Consider the following 17,232-nt stretch of genomic DNA (forward strand, 5'->3'; position numbering starts at 1 on the left):
GCAAATGACAATTTTGCCCATTTTTATGGCGGAATTATTACTTTACACTGCGCAGATCCGTTGGTTTACGGCTTTGCGGCCGTTTTTCCCGCTCTTTCTGGTCATTAAAAACAGCGCAAAAAAAAACCGGAGTCAGATAGTGACCCCGGTTTATAGATGGTTAAAAACAAATTAATCCATTGATTAAAGAGACTTTACAGTATCTGTCAGAAACTGTATTTCACACCGATCATCGCAGAGGTATCGCTGTAACCTTTATCACCAATCTGCACGCCGACATTGCCCCACAGATTCAGATGCGGATTAAGCTGGCCCTCTACGCCGGTTTTCAGTTCTCCGATATTCTGCGCTCCCTCCTGATGGACATTCATGCCATCCATACTGACACCAAATTTCTCGGTGTTGTGGATCCAGTTGGCTTCCACGAACGGCTGGAAGGTCCGGTTTTTACCGTCATCGATTTTGCTGTGGCCTTTCAGGAAGGTGCGCATACCCAGACGGGTCTGCACGTTATTCTCCCCTTCACCGCTGACACGGGTGCCGTTGCTTTCACGGTGATCGTCCGCCGTGACGCCCATCCAGATGACCTGCGCCTGCGGCTGGATATACCACTCATTCAGTGAGCCCTGACTGCCGGTAAACTCGCCCAGTTTATGCGTGTAGCCCGCTTCAAGCGACGCGGTGAGCCCGCGCGATTTGTAGGACTCATTCTGAATATCCTGGCCTTTGACGTCATTATCAAACCAGCCGTACTGTGCCCAGCTGTCCAGGTACATGCCTTGTCTGGTTTCGTCGTTCTGATACCAGGTCGCGTAAAGCCCGGCGCTGTAACCGCTGACGGTGCCTTCTGAGCGATAACCCGTGACATTCGAGCGGCTGTTGCTACTGTTATGACCGTAGCCAGCCATCACGCCGAGATGCCAGCGTTGCAGTTCATCCGGGCTCCACTGCGCAATATCACCGCCCAGTTGCACCACATAACGGTTACTCTGGGTGCTGATTTGCCCGCTGCTGTCTTTAAAGCGGTTATGCCCGCCAACCTGGCGCAGCCACATGCTGGTCACTCTCTTCTCGCCGGTGAGCGCATCGGTGTACTGAGGCTCTCCCAGACGATCGTGCAGTCGGGTGATGAACATCGTGTTGGCGGCCATCAGGTTCGCGGTGTAGCTGGCTGATTCAGGACGCACCGTCGGTGCTCCTGGAGCATGCGGTATTTTTGGTGTGACAGGTTTATCCGGCGTACCTGGGTTTTTATCTTTATCAGACGTATCAGGGTTTGTCGGCTCTTCAGGCGTATCCGGCTCTTCAGATGTATCCGGCTTTTTCGGCGGTGTCGGAGGTGTAACATACTGATTCGTTAGGAACCAGTCCGCGCCTTTTTTCTCCAGACTGTATTCATGAATCCCGCCGACAATACGCTCTGATTTGGTGAAGACACCGTCAGACTCGCCTTTCACCTCAACAACGCGGATCCCGTTAAGGGTGTAAGCGCCATGACCACCGGCATTGATCACCTTTAGATAGGTATTACCACTGGTATTGCCGTTGACCACTATTTTGTCCGTCACGGAGGCATCATTTCCCAGCACGGTGTTCAGCACGACCGTGCCATTCTGCCCATTCCAGTTATTGGCGGTCAGGGTTTTTCCGACAGTCATGGGCTGGGAGGATGGTGCTGCAAAATTGATGGTGCCAGCGAGATTAACATCATCAACCAGCGAGTCTGCCGTCATATTCCAGGTGCTGGCGCTGTCGATATTCACGTCAGTCGGATCAATCCAGCCGGTTAATGTCGCTCCGTTACGCAGAGACAACGCGGTGTTGTCCTGGCCAATGATATTGCTGACCAGCTGAGCCCCGCCATTGCTGCCATCCAGTACCAGTTCGCCGCCGTCAATATGCGTGTCGCCAGTCCACAGAGTGTTACCTGACAACGTCAGCGAGCCATCACCGGTTTTGGTCAAACTGCCCGCCGATGTGCCATCAACGATATCCCCGGCGAAAGTGGTGCTGTCAGCGGTCGTCGCGTTGTTCACGGTCAGCATCGCCCCATTCAGACGGACTTCTCCGCCAGTACCGCCCAGGCGGCTAACCTGCTGGTTATTCGCGTTAAGATCAAACACGCCGCCGTTGATATTCACCTCATTGCTGCTGGCAATGCTGTCAACCACGTCCGTGCGTAGCGTACCGCTGCTGAGGGTGGTTTTGCCGGTGTATGTATTCACTGCGCTCAATACCGTTTCCCCGGCCCCTTTCTGGGTCAGGGAGCCCGTGCCGGAGACAACACCAGAGAGGAATGTCTCCGCTGGGTTATTGATAACAAATTCGCTGTTGTTAAGCACATTACCCACGATCGAACCTGAACTTGTGCCATCACCCAGTTGCAGCGTCCCACCACTGATGGTAGTACCGCCCTCATAGGTGTTTTCACCCGTCAACACGGTCGTACCGCTGAGATTAGTCAGGGAACCCAGCCCTGAAACGACCGGCGAGAACAGGTAATTCCCGGAAGTATCTGTGTGATTAAAAACTAACTGGCTACCGGCAGCGTGCAGTCTGACAGCCGGTGCTTCTAATGTGCCAGGCGACGCCGCTGCAGAACCCGGCGTTGCGCCGATCACCAGCATGCTGGAATCGTTATTCACATTGACGCCACCTTCAGCCACCATCTTGCCGTGATCTTCCAGTACCAGAGAACCCGTACCGGCGGTATTTCCTGACTTGGGTTTAAAACCGATACTCAGGATGTGATTTGTCCCGATGTTCCATGTTGAGCCCGCGCCCTTAATCGTTGCAATTCCTGTTGCGCCCGATTCAATGGCAATCCCCCCACCGATTGAATTCACGGTGCCGCCGTCGGTGACGTTTAAAATACCGTCGCCGCGGCGTCCAACATTTAATTGATCATCGGTAATTGTAAAACGAGAGCCTTCGCCACTGACGTTAACCACACCACGCGTTCCCGCGCTATCCGCAACGTAAGAAACCGAATTGCTGGTGACGTTACCGCCATCAGTAATATTTAACGTGGCGCTACCGCGGGTTCCTACCGTAATTCCGGAGGAGTTGTCTGCCGTCGCAAATAACGCTGAGTCCGCGCCATCAACGCTGACAACACCAGTGCTATTTTCGTTTTGGCCGATATTGATAAACTTGGTGTAGGCTTTGCCACCGTTTTTAACCTCCAGCGTACCGTTGCCTCCACCGCCAACCGCGGTGGTTCCGTTACCTGAAGGATTATTGTCGGTGGTGACGCTATCAAACCATTTTCCGCCATCAACCGTGAGCGTCCCGCTGTCGTTTTTGCCGTAGCCCATGACGGATCCGCTATCCGGACCAGGAATTTGTCCTGTTACCACCGTCTCCCCACGGGAAATAAGCAGCGAGCCCGTACCGCCATCACCGATATATAATGCGGGGGGCGACGCAGGAATATCTGCAGCAGTTTTTGAACCATTAATAGAAAGTGCGTCGGCATGCGCTGTTGTGCAAATTGACGCTAAAACAATTAAACCCACACCATCCAGAGGGGTTATTTTATAAAAATTATTGCCGTTGGAACTCAATATATAATTCTCCATGTTTCATTATTTTTTGGCTGCCAATTCCATTGGGATGGCCAGAAATAAAATTTAACACAGGGTTACGCATTATTTCAAACTTGTGACAACAACCGCATAATTAATAGTCACATTTAGTATAAATATTGACTTTGCTAGTAATCGCTACTTTTTTCAGATAAAATATAAAAAGGATTTAATTCGGTATTTATAAGTAACTCACCATTGACAAATACATTATGTTATATATTCGTCGTTCTTTTAAAGATGTATTTTATTTAAAACTTCAGCACAGAGAACGCGATTACATTGCATTGGATTTAATAATAAAAGAAGAAAACTGCTCCAGAGGAGCAGTTTATATCAACCGCGCTTGCGGATTAATTGCCGGTGTGATTTAAACGCACCACCAGATAAACGCAGGAGGACGACGTTTCATTAATAAAGCGGCAGTCATTGGGTGGTCCAAGCTCGAGACAGTCTCCTGCCTTCATTTCATGGCGGGTATCCCCTTCAACAAACACCAGCTCTCCCTGCTGTAGCCAGATTAGCTGACGGGCCAGCGCATAGGACGACGCCGGCATCGGGACGTCGCTACCCGGTGGAAGCTCGATCTGCACCAAATCAATGGGCAGGTCGCTGCGCGGCGAGACATGGCGGCGCAGATAGTGCGTTTGCGGATCGTACCAGACCGGTTGATCGGCAAAGCGCAGCAGCTTGCCCTCTTGCATCTCGGCGCGGGCGATAAGCGTCGACATGCTAATGCCAAACGCGCCCGAAAGTCTGCCGAGGAGCGTTGCCGTTGGACTGCTCTCGCCCCGTTCAATCTTATGGATCATCGCCCGTGAGACGCCTGCTCGTTCAGCAAGCTCCGTCAACGACCAACCCCGCGACTCGCGTTCAAGGCGAATTCTGACGCTGATCCGTTGATTTATGTTGTCTTCAATAGTATTCATATCGTAATACTATAGTGAACACCCCCTGAGGTTCAACATGCCCATTCGATTTGCCAGCAAAGAAGACTGTGCCGCCATCGCCGAAATCTACAATCATGCCGTTTTACATACCGCCGCCATCTGGAACGATCAAACCGTCGATGCCGACAACCGCATCGCCTGGTATGAAGCGCGTCAGTTACTGGGCTATCCGGTGCTGGTCAGCGAAGAAAATAACACCGTCACTGGCTATGCCTCCTTTGGCGACTGGCGAAACTTTGAGGGCTTTCGTCATACCGTGGAACACTCGGTCTACGTTCACCCGCAACATCAGGGTAAAGGACTGGGGCGCGCACTGCTCAGCAAGCTGATTGAGGAGGCGCGGGCGTGTGGTAAACATGTGATGGTCGCCGGGATTGAGTCGCAAAACCTCGCCTCGCTGCATCTGCATGAAACTCTGGGCTTTAAGACGACCGCGCAAATGCCACAGGTTGGCACAAAATTTGGCCGCTGGCTGGATCTGACCTTTATGCAATTGCAACTGGACGATCGTGTCGATCCGGACGGGCACCGATGAACCAGACGCTGACCTTTGCTTTCCTGATTGCCGCAGGCATTGGCCTGGTCGTACAAAACACCCTGATGGTGCGGATTACCCAAACGTCGTCGACGATCCTTATCGCGATGCTGCTCAATTCGCTGGTGGGAATTATTCTGTTTGTCAGCATTTTGGGATTCAAACAGGGGACGGCGGGATTTGGCGAGCTGATGTCCAGCGTGCGCTGGTGGACGCTGATCCCCGGACTGCTGGGGTCGTTTTTTGTCTTCGCCAGTATCAGTGGTTATCAATATGTCGGCGCGGCGACCACCATTGCGGTACTGGTCGCCAGCCAATTGATTGGCGGCTTAGTGCTGGATATCGTGCGCAGCCACGGCGTGCCGCTACGGGCGCTGGCCGGTCCCGTGTGTGGGGCGGTGCTGCTGGTTGTCGGCGCCTGGCTGGTCGCCAGACGCTCGTTTTAGGATGCTCAGAGGATCGTGCCGCCTTTGGTGAGCTGATCGCGGCGCGCTTCCATATCTTCTTTGTGCTGTCGTCCGTGATGCGCAATAGCGGTACGCAAACGTTGCTGCTGGGTATAACGATCCTCCCGACTTAGCTCGCTATCGTCGCTTAAAACCACCAGTAGTTCATTCATATGGCTGATTACGCCCTCGTGAATGGCGGCATCGACACGTAAACGGACCTCATCCAGATGCGACATAGTTTCTCCTTAACGCATTAATTTGGCTCAACTGTCAGAGTATTATATTCCCGTCTTTTTCGCAGATAAATTCATCCCTGGTCGTTAAGGCATTTACCTTAAGTCTTTTTGTTAACGTCAAGATGTTTCCTTGTCCTCTATGCCTGGAAAATTCACCCCTTTTTACCTCTCTTCCGCCGTTTGCAAGTCGCTGCGGCCCGTAAAGTAGATGCGTGAAGAAGTCTAAGGGACAATAACGTGGCAAAAACACTCTTGCGTAGCGGCAATCTGGATGACTATCAGGCCGTGGGCGGCGGCGGTCAGGCCGTTTTTGATTCAGCCTTGCAAATTCGTGAAACGCTTCGCCTGCGTAAACAGCAGGCCATAGCGGAATGTCTGGCGATACCGCAACTCAATGATAGCGGCGAGCGCGTTGACTGGTACTCCCCTGTTGAAGGAGAAGCTATCACGTGGAAATCCGCCGATGAAGAGTCGCGTGCACGGGCGTTACGCGCGCTGTCTGGCATGGTAGAGACGGCAGCGGCATTGAGTCGAAAAAGCCTGCAATCCGGTAAAACGTCCCAGCAACTGTTTGGATCGTTGCTGGAGAAAGCCTTTCAGTTCCCTGGCGAAAATCATGTTTTTCTGGTGAACGGGAAACCGGTTATCACCTTCTGGGGTTTCGTCAATCTCAATGAAAATACCCGTGAAGAGGTCCTGGATTGCCTGCGCACCGTTGATGCGTCCCCTGTGCTTTGCGCGAAACCTGAGCCGGAAGATGACCCCGTACCCGAAATAACATTCACCCAGGCGGATGAACCTTTGCTCATACCGGTCATTGAGCCTCTCCCGGAGCCTGAACCGGTTTCAATTCCCGCTCTACATATCAGTGAGCCGGAAACGCCAGCGCCGTCAGTGAAACCCATTCGCCGTCTGCCGGTATGGTGTTTGCCGCTCGCGGCGGCGCTTATTGTGGTTATCGCCGTGCCATTACTGTGGAAGCCATCGGCTGTCGTCCCTGAAACACCCGCCCCAGAGACGCTGGCAACATCAGCGATAAAACCGTTGCCGAAAACAATCGCCCCGCTGCCGCTGCATCAGGCGGAAGTGATCCCCGCCGCCGAAAAAGAGAAAAAACCGGATCAGCCGGTGGTGATTGCCGCCATCCCGAAAGATGCGCTGGTGATGGATGCTAATCAGATGAAGGCCGGGACAACACGTTTTTTAAACGGCAACTGGCGCGTGATGCTCGATGTGAAGGACCCCATTACCGGGAAAGCGCCCTCTCTGCGCTATCAGTTGCAAAACAATAAGGGCACCGCTCGCGTGGTGCATGGCGACAGTATTGTCTGTCGGGCAGAGGTGTTCTCTGGTCTGCATCAGACGGGTGAACTGATGATCAAGAGTCGCGGCAATGCGCGTTGCACTGACGGTTCACGCTACCCCATGCCGGAAATTACCTGTAAAGCGGGCGCGAATGACGTCGCGATTTGCACGGCACGTTACGATGCTCACGCGGCGCTGCCGTTGACGTTTAAAAAGATAGGTGCCTGATTTTATGCTGGTAAATCTGTGTGATTACAAACAAAGCGTCACGCTCATCGCCAACAGCGGCGTGCAGTTTTTGGATTTTGGGCTGACGCCGCAGGAGTCCGCGCAACGGGGTCGCTTTGTGCGAAAAACCGCCAACGGTCCTTTGCTGCGGCTGGATTTCGATCTCAGTAGCGGTCGCTATACGTTACCGGGGCGAACCGGTGGACAACCCGAAGTCGTCAAGCCGGAAAGTACCCAGACGCTGCATCATTCGCTGGAGGTGCTTGACGGCGTCTGGCTGCCGCTGCCGTTTTTGCGTTTCAATCCACCCCGCACTTTCGTGGAAGGCCCGGATAACTGGGCACGGGTTCAGGTGCGTAAACTGTCGCACCCCGACGCGGCGGGCAATACTCATCGCATTACCCTGGCGTTAGACAGCCAACTGGCACAGACCGTCTCTGCAACGCTTGCGCCAAATGAAAACGATCTGCTCAACGGGACACGCTTTGCGCTCGCCTGGCGCGATGACGAAGTGGCTGAGTTTCTTGATCAGACCTGGGTTGACGGCTGGCTGAGGGAATCTTTTCTCCATCATCTTACGCAGAAGAATCTTCACTCAGAGCAGGACGTTCAACTGGCGCTGCGCAACTTTGAGTATCAGGCGCACTGGCTGAATTTGCTGACGCTGTTGGGCGAACAACTTGCAGTGCCGGAAGTGAAACTGGTTACCCATACGCTGAGTACGCCCGCAATCCCGGTTGATTTGATTCTGGATGTCGGAAACACGCACACCTGCGGCGTTCTGATTGAAGATCACGGCGATGCCAACGACGGGCTGCGCCAGACGGCAGAATTGCAGGTTCGTTCGTTAAGCGAGCCGCAGTTCCTCAATGATCCCCTCTTCACCAGTCGTCTGGAGTTCTGTGAAGCGCGCTTTGGCAAACAGCACTTTTCTTTGGAAAGCGGTCGTGACGATGCCTTTGTCTGGCCTTCTATTGTGCGAGTGGGCGACGAAGCCAGAAAACTGGCCATGCAGCGTTTAGGCACCGAAGGTAACAGCGGGATCTCCAGCCCGCGTCGCTATCTGTGGGATGAAACGCCGGTGTTGCAGGATTGGCGTTTTAGCCAGATGAACAGCAAAACCCAGCGCGAACCGCTGGCCACGGCGTTTCCGTTAATGAACCTGATGAATGACGACGGACAGCCGCTGTTCAGTCTGCCGCAGGATGACCGATTACCGGTATTCTCCCCACAATACAGCCGCAGCACGCTAATGACCCACATGCTGTGTGAAATTCTGGCACAGGCGCTGGGGCAAATGAACAGCGTTGCGACCCGGCTGCGTCTGGGGTTTCCGACCTCTCCCCGTCAGCTACGCTCGCTGATTTTGACGTTGCCGTCTGCAATGCCGAAACAAGAGCGCGAGATTTTCCGCCAGCGTATGTTCGAAGCTGTCGCGCTGGTGTGGAAGGCGATGGGCTGGCATCCACAAGACGAGGATTTCGCCACCCGCAAACAGCAGGAAAAGAGCGTTATCCCGGTGCCGACCATCCAGATGGAATGGGATGAAGCCAGCTGCGGGCAGCTCGTCTGGCTGTACAACGAAGCGATTTCGCACTACGCCGGTCGAACGGAGTCCTTCTTTAATGCGCTCTCCCGTCCGGATCGTCTGCCAGAACCCGGGGAAGTGAAAGGCCGGGCGCTACGCGTTGCCTCTATCGACATTGGCGGCGGCACCACCGATATGGCGGTTGTTCATTATCAGCTTGATGACGGTGTCGGCGCCAACGTCAAAATCACGCCGCACTTATTGTTTCGCGAAGGGTTCAAAGTTGCCGGCGACGACCTGCTGCTGGATGTCATTCAACGTTGCGTCCTGCCTGCATTACAAACCCGTTTGCAACAGGCTGGGGTGAGCGATGCCGCCGCCCTGCTGGCAACGTTGTTTGGCGACTCGGGGCGGATAGATACCCAGGCGATTTTGCGCCAACAGACGGCGTTACAGCTGTTTATGCCGCTGGGGCACGCGGTGCTGAGCGCCTGGGAGCAAAGTGATGTTAACGATCCGTTGGCCGGATTACATGCTTCGTTTGGTGAACTGCTGCCTCATCGCCCCACGCGCAACGTGATGAACTATATCCAGCAGGCGATCAATCATGCGCTGCCATCAGGCTCCGGGCCGTTTGATCTGCTCAGTGTGCCGCTACAAGTGCAGTTCAGCGTGTTGCAGGAGGCGCTGCTGGCGGGCCAGTTCACACTGACCTCCCCGCTTCATGCCGTCTGTGAAGCCATTTCTCACTATAATTGTGACGTATTGCTGGTCACTGGACGTCCTGCCTGCTTGCCAGGCGTACAGGCGTTGATCCGCCATTTGCAGCCGGTTCCGGTCAACCGAATCGTCTGGATGGACAACTACCGCGTGCATGAATGGTATCCGTTCAGCCAGCAAGGCCGTATTGGCAATCCGAAATCGACCGCTGCCGTCGGCGCGATGCTGTGTAGTCTGGCGCTGGACTTACGCCTGCCGCGCTTTAATTTTAAAGCGGCGGATATTGGCGCTTACTCCACAGTCCGCTATCTCGGGGTACTGGATAACACGGTGAACACGCTGCGCGATGAGAATGTCTGGTATCACAACGTTGACCTCGACAAACCCGGCATGAAGCTGGACACCCGTCTGCACTTCCCTTTACGCGGTAACGTCACCCTCGGTTTTCGCCAACTGGCGAACAGTCGCTGGCCGGCAACGCCGTTGTATACCCTGAGTATCAATTCCGCCGAACTGGCGAAAACCATTGCCGGAGACGGCGTCTTAAACGTGCAGCTACAGTTGCGCGGCGCACATAAAGAAACCGGGCCGGATTCCTTTGTGCTGAGCGAGGCCTGGTTACAGGATGGCACGCCGGTCGCCGCCAATGCCCTGACCCTCAAATTAAATACGCTGGCAGACCGCCGACACAGCGGCAGCCACTACTGGATCGACAGCGGGAGTGTGTACCTGAAATGAGTAAGCCGTTAAACACCACACAGGCCATCATTGACTGGGTTAATCACACTCGTCAGCAGGCAACGCGTCTTGATGATGAAGCCGATGCGCTGCTGGCGCGGCTCTCCCTTGCCGCCATGAAAGAATCGGCCCTGCACCAGGTGCAGGCAACCAGGGGCTGCGTGGGGCTGTATGGACATTCACAATCCGCAAAAGCGCATCTGCTCAGCGCGCTTTGCAGCCACGGTAACGGTCCCCTGACTATCGTTACGCCGGATCGCAGTTTTGACTATTTTTCGCATATTAATCCGGGACATGCGCCAACGAATATGGCGCTACGTTTTACCCGGGACAACGTCGCAATTGACAGTGACTGGCCGCTGCGTTTGCGGCTTATCAACGAAGCCGAACTGGTGCAGATTTTTATCGCCCAGGCCTGCGCGCAGCCCGCCCATCGACCGGTTGAAAGGTCGATCATCGAATCACGATTAGAAAAGTGGCAGACGCTGCGCCAGCATCAGCCCGTACCGGGCGTGACGCCTGAAGACGTTGCGGCCATTGCCCATTTCTGGCGAACATGCGTGCCTTCAGGCCAACAGCAGATTGACGATGCGCTCTGGCACCAGTTTGCCACCCTCATGCCTGCGGTCGACCTCACCACCCGGGCAAGCGCGTGGGCGTTATTGTGGGGGGAACAACCGGAACTGACCCGCCAATGGTTGGATCTGGCGCATACGTTGCAGCAAACCATTCATGCAGAAGCGCTGGCGGCGCCACTGAGTTTACTGGTCGACAATTTTGGTTTACCGACGGAAAACTTTCTCACCCAGGGAGCGCAGAGCAATGGGGAGACACAGAGCGATGTGGTGGTTCATCCGGTGGTGGATGGGCAAGCGCAGAATGCGATCAGCCTGTCGCTGGACGCCCTTGCGCTGTTGACCCGTGAAGTGGTTCTGACCGTTGAAGAAACGGTGCTGGAGAACGTTGATCTGCTGGAGATCCCACTGGCACCCGACAGCGCGATTTCTCCGTTGTGGCAGGCCAAGCTGGACTGGATGCTGGAGAGTTATCGTCAGCATTTGCAACCCGACGTTTTGGTTATCTGCAACGCCCTTTCCTCCCGTTCGCAAACCCCTGCGGTCGCCCGCAAGCTATCAGGCTGGGTGCATGAGACTCAACCGTTGCGCGAGGCCGCAATGCCAGGGGTGGTGTGGGCCATTACGCCGCAGGATGCTCGCTTTGCGACGCACCAAAATCTGGATGAAGCCGTTCAGCAGTTAATGGGCAAGCCCGGTTTACACTGGGGCACGCTACAGGCGCTGGATAAACACAGTTTACAACGCCTGGTGGAGTGGCTCTCGCAGGCGACTTCGCCGGTCCAGCGCCAGGCGCGGCTGACCTCATTGACCGGGCAGCATCATCAGCAGCTGCGCGACCTGATGCTACCGGACGCTTGCGAGTCTATGACCAGCGAAACCGTTATCCGCCAGTTGCAGGCACAGGCTGCCCGTCACGGCGAACTGCTCGACGGGCTGTTGCCGCCGATTCACCGTTTTGAGTCATTGTTACAAACTCAACAACCGCGTGAGGAACAGGTTAGCGGGTTGTTCAGCGAAGATATCGACCTGTTTGCTGACATGCGCGACGCGCCCCGCCCAGCGGAAAATAAAGAGACCGGTGATCTGGCGCATCGCATGTGGGTTAACCATGCACGTCAGTGGTGTCGTAATGAGGATAATGCGCGTCGATTAGGTCTGGCGCCGGAAACGCTCCGACAGACCGTGGATATTCTGGTAACCGCAAGCTATCGGCTCAATCTGCCCCAGCATTTACAGCAGATGATGCAGCGTGAAGAGGTCTGTGGCGCGCAGTTGCACGCCGGAATAGGCAACTTTATCGCCTGGCTCGGCTATGAAGAGATCGCAGAAGCAGCACGTCCTGCCAGTCGCATCCGCAAAGGTGCCGCTATTTTTAGCGCGACGGTGCAACCGCCGATGTCCCGCTTAACGCAACTGGACGAACAGCCCGTGCACGCCGCCAGTCGCTATGTCTATGACTGGCTGGTGGCGCTTTACACGCGCGCCAATGAAAACAAAGGATACCAGCATCCGCGGGATGTCACAGACGCAGACAAAAAACGGTTGCGCGAATGCCTGTCTGCTGCCAGATAACGAGGCTCAGGCCGCTTCTCTGGCAGTGCCATGTTGCATCAGAACAGCGAAAACATCAGCGCGACAGGAAAACTCATCGGCCAGGTCGCGCCGACAAGCACGGCGCTCAGCAAGCGGATCCGTTTTTTATCGTGGGAGAGAAACCAGGTGATCAAGCAGGTGATTGACGCCATTACGGCGTAAAAAATTAACATCTTTTGGTAGACAGACATGTCAGGCATCCAGGCCAGAATTAAAAAACGGGCACAATATGCTCCTTTTTTTGATCTCCATCAAGTTTTATTGCCCTCTGACACACCGATTTTACAGAGGTTCAACACAACTCTGTGAAGTTAACAATAAGTGCTATTGCTTATAGTTTGAAGCCGTACTATACACATAGGGGCAATATAAAAAGGTGGCAAAAATGAATGTTTCCAGTAAAACCGTCGTGCTGATAAATGTCTTTGCTGCTGTGGGGCTTTTTGGTCTTATCTCTTTGAGATTTGGCTGGTTTTCTTGATTTAATACCGTGCTTGCAATGTAGACTGGCAGAGAGAATTTCTCCTCTCTGCCATCGATTTACACTCTTCCTGTCTGTGAGATTTTCCGTTAATGCTTAACCATCACGTGGCGGACAACGGTGTAATCTTCCAGTCCATACAGTGACATATCCTTACCGTACCCCGACAGTTTTTGCCCGCCATGAGGCATTTCACTGACTAACATGAAATGGGTATTCACCCAGGTACAGCCATACTGCAGTCTGGCGCTCAGACGATGCGCCCGGCCAACGTCACGCGTCCACACCGATGACGCCAGCCCGTACTGCGTGTCGTTCGCCCACGCCAGCACCTGATCTTCATCTTCAAAGACGGTGACGCTCACCACAGGACCGAACACTTCGCGCTGCACAATGGCATCTTCCTGTTTCGCGCCTGCCAGCAGTGTCGGTGCAAAATAGTACCCCGCCCCGGCCACTTTATTACCGCCCGTAATGACCTTGATATGACCGAGCTTTTTCGCTGCTTCCACGGCTTTGCTTACCCGCTCAAGATGGGCCAGCGAACTTAACGGTCCCAATTCAGTGGTCTCATCTTCCGGCGCGCCGGTCTTCAGGCTAGCGACGGCCGCACCGAGTTTCTCAACCAGCGCGTCGTAGACCCCTTTCTGGGCATAAATTCGGCAGGCTGCGGTACAGTCTTGCCCGGCATTGTAGAATCCAAAGGTGCGTACGCCCTCGACCACCGCATCCAGGTCTGCATCGTCAAAGACAATCACCGGCGCTTTGCCCCCCAACTCCATATGCGTGCGTTTAATCGACGGCGCAGTATGGCTGATGATGTGTTCGCCCGTCGCGATGGAGCCGGTCAGAGAAACCATGCGCACCTTTTCATGACCCGTCAGCGGATCGCCCACCGTTTTCCCGCGACCAAACAGCACGTTAATTACGCCCGCGGGGAAAATGTCCTTCGCAAATTCGGCCAGTTTCAGCGCCGTGAGCGGTGTGATTTCAGAGGGTTTAATCACCACACAGTTACCTGCCGCCAGCGCAGGCGCCAGTTTCCACGCAGCCATCATCAGTGGGTAGTTCCACGGGGCGATTGACGCGACAACGCCAATCGGATCACGGCGGATCATCGACGTGTGCCCTTCCAGATACTCACCGGCGGCCAGACCGTTCAGGCAACGCGCCGCCCCGGCAAAAAAGCGAAACACGTCGACAATCGCCGGGATCTCATCGTTGAGTACGCAGTGCAGCGGTTTTCCGCAGTTTTGCGACTCCAGCGCTGCAAAGACTCCGGCGTTGGCTTCTATCGTATCGGCCAGTTTAAGCAGCAGGTCGGCACGCGACTTCGGCGTGGTTTGTCCCCATTCGACAAAAGCGCGATCGGCCGCCCGCACAGCGGCATCGACCTGCGCGGGGGAGGCTTCCGCAATCTCCAGAATCACCTCGCCAGTCGCGGGGTTGTAAACGGGTTGCTTTTCACCTTCACCGCTGACCAGCTCACCGTTAATCAGTAATTGATGTTGCATAGCATTTTCCCATATTGTCGTTTATTTACCGTTTTCGGCGAGCGAGTCGCCTTCACGTGTTAGCCACCAGGCACCTAAAATCGGAATCGTTGTCACCATCATCACCAGCAATGCCACCACGTTTGTCACCGGGACATCGCGCGGTCGTCCCAGTTGATTGAGCAGCCACAGCGGCAGCGTCCGTTCATGCCCGGCTGTGAATGTGGTGACGATGATCTCATCAAAGGAGAGCGCAAAGGCCAGCATGCCGCCCGCCAGCAGCGCAGACCCTAAATTGGGCAGCACCACGTAGCGGAAGGTTTGCCAGCCATTCGCCCCCAGATCCATTGACGCTTCCACCAGACTCCAGGAGGTACGTCTGAAACGGGCAATCACGTTGTTAAAAACCACCACCACGCAAAACGTCGCATGCCCCACCACAATGGTGAAAAAGCCCGGCTCCAGATTGATGGTCTTAAATGCCGTCAGTAAGGCCAGACCGGTGATAATTCCCGGTAGCGCAATCGGCAACAACAGCAGCAATGAGATCGCATTCTTACCGAAGAAGTCACGACGCCAGAGCGCTGCCGCCGCCAGCGTTCCCAGCACCAGAGCGATCCCGGTGGATAACGCGGCGATTTTCAGTGACAACGTCACAGACTCGAGAATATCGCTGCGCTGCGCCGCGACGCTAAACCAACGAAGCGTCAGCCCCTGAGGCGGGAAACTAAACGCCGCATCTTCGGTGTTAAACGCATAGGTGGCGATAATCAGTATCGGGAAATGAAGAAAAATCACCCCGCCCCAGGCGGCCAGTTTGAGGAGAAAAGGTGCGCGTTCAGAGTGCATTGAACGCTCCCAGGCGTTTCACGAACGCCAGATACAGTGCGATCAAGACCATCGGCACCAGCGTGAATGCCGCCGCCATCGGCATATTGCCGATCGCCCCTTGTTGCGAATAGACCATGTTGCCGATGAAATAGCCGGGCGGCCCCACCAGTTGCGGCACGATAAAATCACCCAGGGTCAGCGAAAAGGTAAAGATCGACCCTGCTGCAATCCCCGGAATGGCCAGCGGTAGCACCACGTAGCGAAAGGTTTGTCCTGGGCGCGCGCCCAGATCCGCTGACGCCTGTAGTAGTGACGGCGGTAAACGTTCCAGCGCGGCCTGAACAGGAAGGATCATGAACGGCAGCCAGATATAGACAAACACCAGAAAACGGCCAAAACCGGAGGTTGATAGCGTGTTGCCGCCGACGCCGGGTAGCGTCAGAAATGACATCAGCAGTGGTTCCAGCCCCATATGGGTCAGGAACCACTGCGCCACGCCGTCTTTTGCCAACAACAATGTCCAGGCATACGCTTTGACAATGTAACTGGCCCACATCGGCAGCATGACCGCGATGTAGAAAAAGGCTTTCATCTTGCCGCGCGTGTAACGCGCCATAAACCACGCCATCGGGAACGCCAGAATCGCACTGGCGATTGTCACCGCCACCGCCATTGTCAGCGTTCGCAAAATGATGTCGTAGTTGGCGGGATTAAACAGCGCCTGCAGGTTGGCCAGCGTCAGGTCGGGCGTGACTGACATGGTAAAATCGTCAAAGGTATAGAACCCTTGCCACAGCAACGTCAGTAAAGACCCAAAATAGACGATACCAAACCACATCAAGGGTCCCAACAACAGCAGGAACAGCCCAAGCCCTGGGTTGCGCCAGAAAAATCCGGAGATTTTACTCAGGCGTTTTGGTGGGGAGGGCGAATGTAATACGCTCATTGCCATTTACCTCTCCTCAATCAACGGTACCATGACATTGCGTGACCATGAGGCCATCACGTTTTGTCCTGGTGACAGCGCGGAAGGCAGACTTTCCCCCGTCAGGTTGGCCTGACTGACCAGCAGCTTTTCACCACCGCTCAGTTTCAGCTCAAAGCGGGTCGCCGCCCCCTGATACTGCACCGCCTGAATCACCCCCGCCGTCTGCACTTCCCCCGGCACGTTTAACCGAATATGCTCCGGGCGCAGCGAGTACGTTCCGGCAAGACCGCAAACACGGGAGGCCATCGCCGCATCAAACACGTTTGATGTGCCGACAAACCCCGCCACAAACGGCGTACGCGGTCGCATATAGAGTTCATGGGGAGAGTCAACCTGCTCGATACGGCCATTATTGAACACCGCCACGCGATCCGACATTGACAGCGCCTCACCCTGATCGTGCGTGACAAAGATGAAGGTAATGCCGAGCGACTGCTGCAGTTTTTTCAACTCCAGCTGCATCTGCTCGCGCAATTTGAGATCGAGCGCACCCAGCGGTTCATCCAGCAGGAGCACCCGCGGCTCATTGACCAGCGCCCGGGCAATCGCCACACGCTGGCGTTGACCGCCGGAAAGTTGCGAAGGTTTACGTCCATGAACAAAACCGAGGGCGACTTTTTCCAGCGCCTCCTGGGCCTGCGCATAACGCTGTTTTTTCGCAACGCCTTTGACCATCAGACCATACGCGACGTTGTCGAGAATCGACATATGCGGGAACAGCGCGTAATCCTGGAAGACGGTGTTGACGTCCCGCTCCCAGGGCGGCAGTTCGCTGGCGTGCTGACCAAAAATTTTAATTTCACCGCCGGAGAGCTGCTCAAAGCCCGCAATCAAGCGTAAGCAGGTTGTTTTGCCGGAGCCGGAAGGCCCCAGCATCGAAAAAAACTCACCGTCATTAATCGCAATACTGACGCCATCCACCGCCCGTACGTCACCGTACAGGCGTGAGACGTTCTCAAATTCCACTGCGTACGTCATAAATCACCCCAGAG

At 54.9% G+C, this 17,232-nt stretch carries 14 protein-coding genes; 6 read left to right on the forward strand and 8 right to left on the reverse strand.

All coding sequences use genetic code 11. The features are described from left to right. Window positions 1-206 precede the first annotated feature (206 nt). Together NNO04_RS09750 and NNO04_RS09755 are read right to left on the reverse strand one after the other, a co-directional pair. Window positions 207-3,359: an autotransporter outer membrane beta-barrel domain-containing protein gene (locus NNO04_RS09750; protein ID WP_271444484.1), complete on the reverse strand. Its 3,153-nt coding sequence runs from the start codon at window positions 3,357-3,359 to the stop codon at window positions 207-209. Window positions 3,360-3,940: 581 nt separating this feature from the next. Further along, window positions 3,941-4,516 (reverse strand): helix-turn-helix domain-containing protein, encoded by a 576-nt coding sequence (locus NNO04_RS09755; RefSeq protein WP_271444485.1) that lies wholly within the window; start codon window positions 4,514-4,516, stop codon window positions 3,941-3,943. Between the two features lie 37 nt (window positions 4,517-4,553). On the opposite strand from NNO04_RS09755, the gene NNO04_RS09760 reads away from it, so the two are divergent. Beyond that, complete coding sequence (locus NNO04_RS09760) at window positions 4,554-5,072, forward strand: GNAT family N-acetyltransferase (RefSeq protein WP_271444486.1); 519 nt, start codon at window positions 4,554-4,556, stop codon at window positions 5,070-5,072. Further along, window positions 5,069-5,518: a DMT family transporter gene (locus NNO04_RS09765; RefSeq protein ID WP_271444487.1), complete on the forward strand. Its 450-nt coding sequence runs from the start codon at window positions 5,069-5,071 to the stop codon at window positions 5,516-5,518. Before NNO04_RS09760 ends, NNO04_RS09765 begins: the two co-directional genes overlap by 4 nt. Before the next feature lie 5 nt (window positions 5,519-5,523). Here the strand turns inward: NNO04_RS09765 and NNO04_RS09770 are convergent, their stop codons facing one another. Then, window positions 5,524-5,757 carry a YdcY family protein gene (locus tag NNO04_RS09770; RefSeq protein ID WP_271444488.1) on the reverse strand — a complete coding sequence of 78 codons (234 nt, stop codon included), beginning with the start codon at window positions 5,755-5,757 and terminating at the stop codon, window positions 5,524-5,526. Between the two features lie 237 nt (window positions 5,758-5,994). On the opposite strand from NNO04_RS09770, the gene NNO04_RS09775 reads away from it, so the two are divergent. The 3 genes from NNO04_RS09775 to NNO04_RS09785 are packed head-to-tail and all read left to right on the forward strand — an operon-like array spanning window position 5,995 to window position 12,426. Further along, window positions 5,995-7,290, forward strand: coding sequence for an SrfA family protein (locus NNO04_RS09775; protein ID WP_271444489.1), 1,296 nt, complete (start codon window positions 5,995-5,997; stop codon window positions 7,288-7,290). A gap of 4 nt (window positions 7,291-7,294) precedes the next feature. After that, the gene (locus NNO04_RS09780) at window positions 7,295-10,276 is read left to right on the forward strand and encodes a virulence factor SrfB (RefSeq protein WP_271444490.1); all 2,982 of its coding nucleotides are present in this window, start codon (window positions 7,295-7,297) and stop codon (window positions 10,274-10,276) included. Further along, entirely contained in the window at window positions 10,273-12,426 is a 2,154-nt protein-coding gene (locus tag NNO04_RS09785; protein WP_271444491.1) for a virulence factor SrfC family protein, read from the forward strand. The genes NNO04_RS09780 and NNO04_RS09785 overlap by 4 nt, the downstream gene beginning before the upstream one ends. 38 nt (window positions 12,427-12,464) lie before the next feature. On the opposite strand, the gene NNO04_RS09790 is transcribed toward NNO04_RS09785, so the two are convergent. Next, window positions 12,465-12,638: a GhoT/OrtT family toxin gene (locus tag NNO04_RS09790; RefSeq protein WP_271444492.1), complete on the reverse strand. Its 174-nt coding sequence runs from the start codon at window positions 12,636-12,638 to the stop codon at window positions 12,465-12,467. Window positions 12,639-12,832: 194 nt separating this feature from the next. Between NNO04_RS09790 and yncL the strand changes: the two genes are divergently transcribed. After that, the gene (gene yncL, locus NNO04_RS09795) at window positions 12,833-12,928 is read left to right on the forward strand and encodes a stress response membrane protein YncL (RefSeq protein WP_162382245.1); all 96 of its coding nucleotides are present in this window, start codon (window positions 12,833-12,835) and stop codon (window positions 12,926-12,928) included. An 89-nt stretch (window positions 12,929-13,017) separates the two neighbouring features. On the opposite strand, the gene patD is transcribed toward yncL, so the two are convergent. Genes patD through NNO04_RS09815 form a run of 4 tightly spaced genes read right to left on the reverse strand, consistent with a single transcriptional unit; the run spans window position 13,018 to window position 17,218 of the window. Next, the gene (gene patD / locus NNO04_RS09800) at window positions 13,018-14,442 is read right to left on the reverse strand and encodes an aminobutyraldehyde dehydrogenase (protein ID WP_271444493.1); all 1,425 of its coding nucleotides are present in this window, start codon (window positions 14,440-14,442) and stop codon (window positions 13,018-13,020) included. 21 nt (window positions 14,443-14,463) lie between these two features. Then, window positions 14,464-15,270: an ABC transporter permease gene (locus NNO04_RS09805; RefSeq protein ID WP_271444494.1), complete on the reverse strand. Its 807-nt coding sequence runs from the start codon at window positions 15,268-15,270 to the stop codon at window positions 14,464-14,466. Further along, window positions 15,260-16,204, reverse strand: a complete 945-nt coding sequence (locus NNO04_RS09810) for an ABC transporter permease (RefSeq protein ID WP_271444495.1) — start codon at window positions 16,202-16,204, stop codon at window positions 15,260-15,262. The genes NNO04_RS09805 and NNO04_RS09810 overlap by 11 nt, the downstream gene beginning before the upstream one ends. Then, window positions 16,205-17,218, reverse strand: a complete 1,014-nt coding sequence (locus tag NNO04_RS09815; protein ID WP_271444496.1) for an ABC transporter ATP-binding protein — start codon at window positions 17,216-17,218, stop codon at window positions 16,205-16,207. Window positions 17,219-17,232 lie beyond the last annotated feature (14 nt).

Origin of the sequence: Citrobacter sp. Awk 4, from assembly GCF_028069725.1 — a bacterium.
In the GTDB taxonomy this organism is placed as follows: domain Bacteria; phylum Pseudomonadota; class Gammaproteobacteria; order Enterobacterales; family Enterobacteriaceae; genus Citrobacter_D.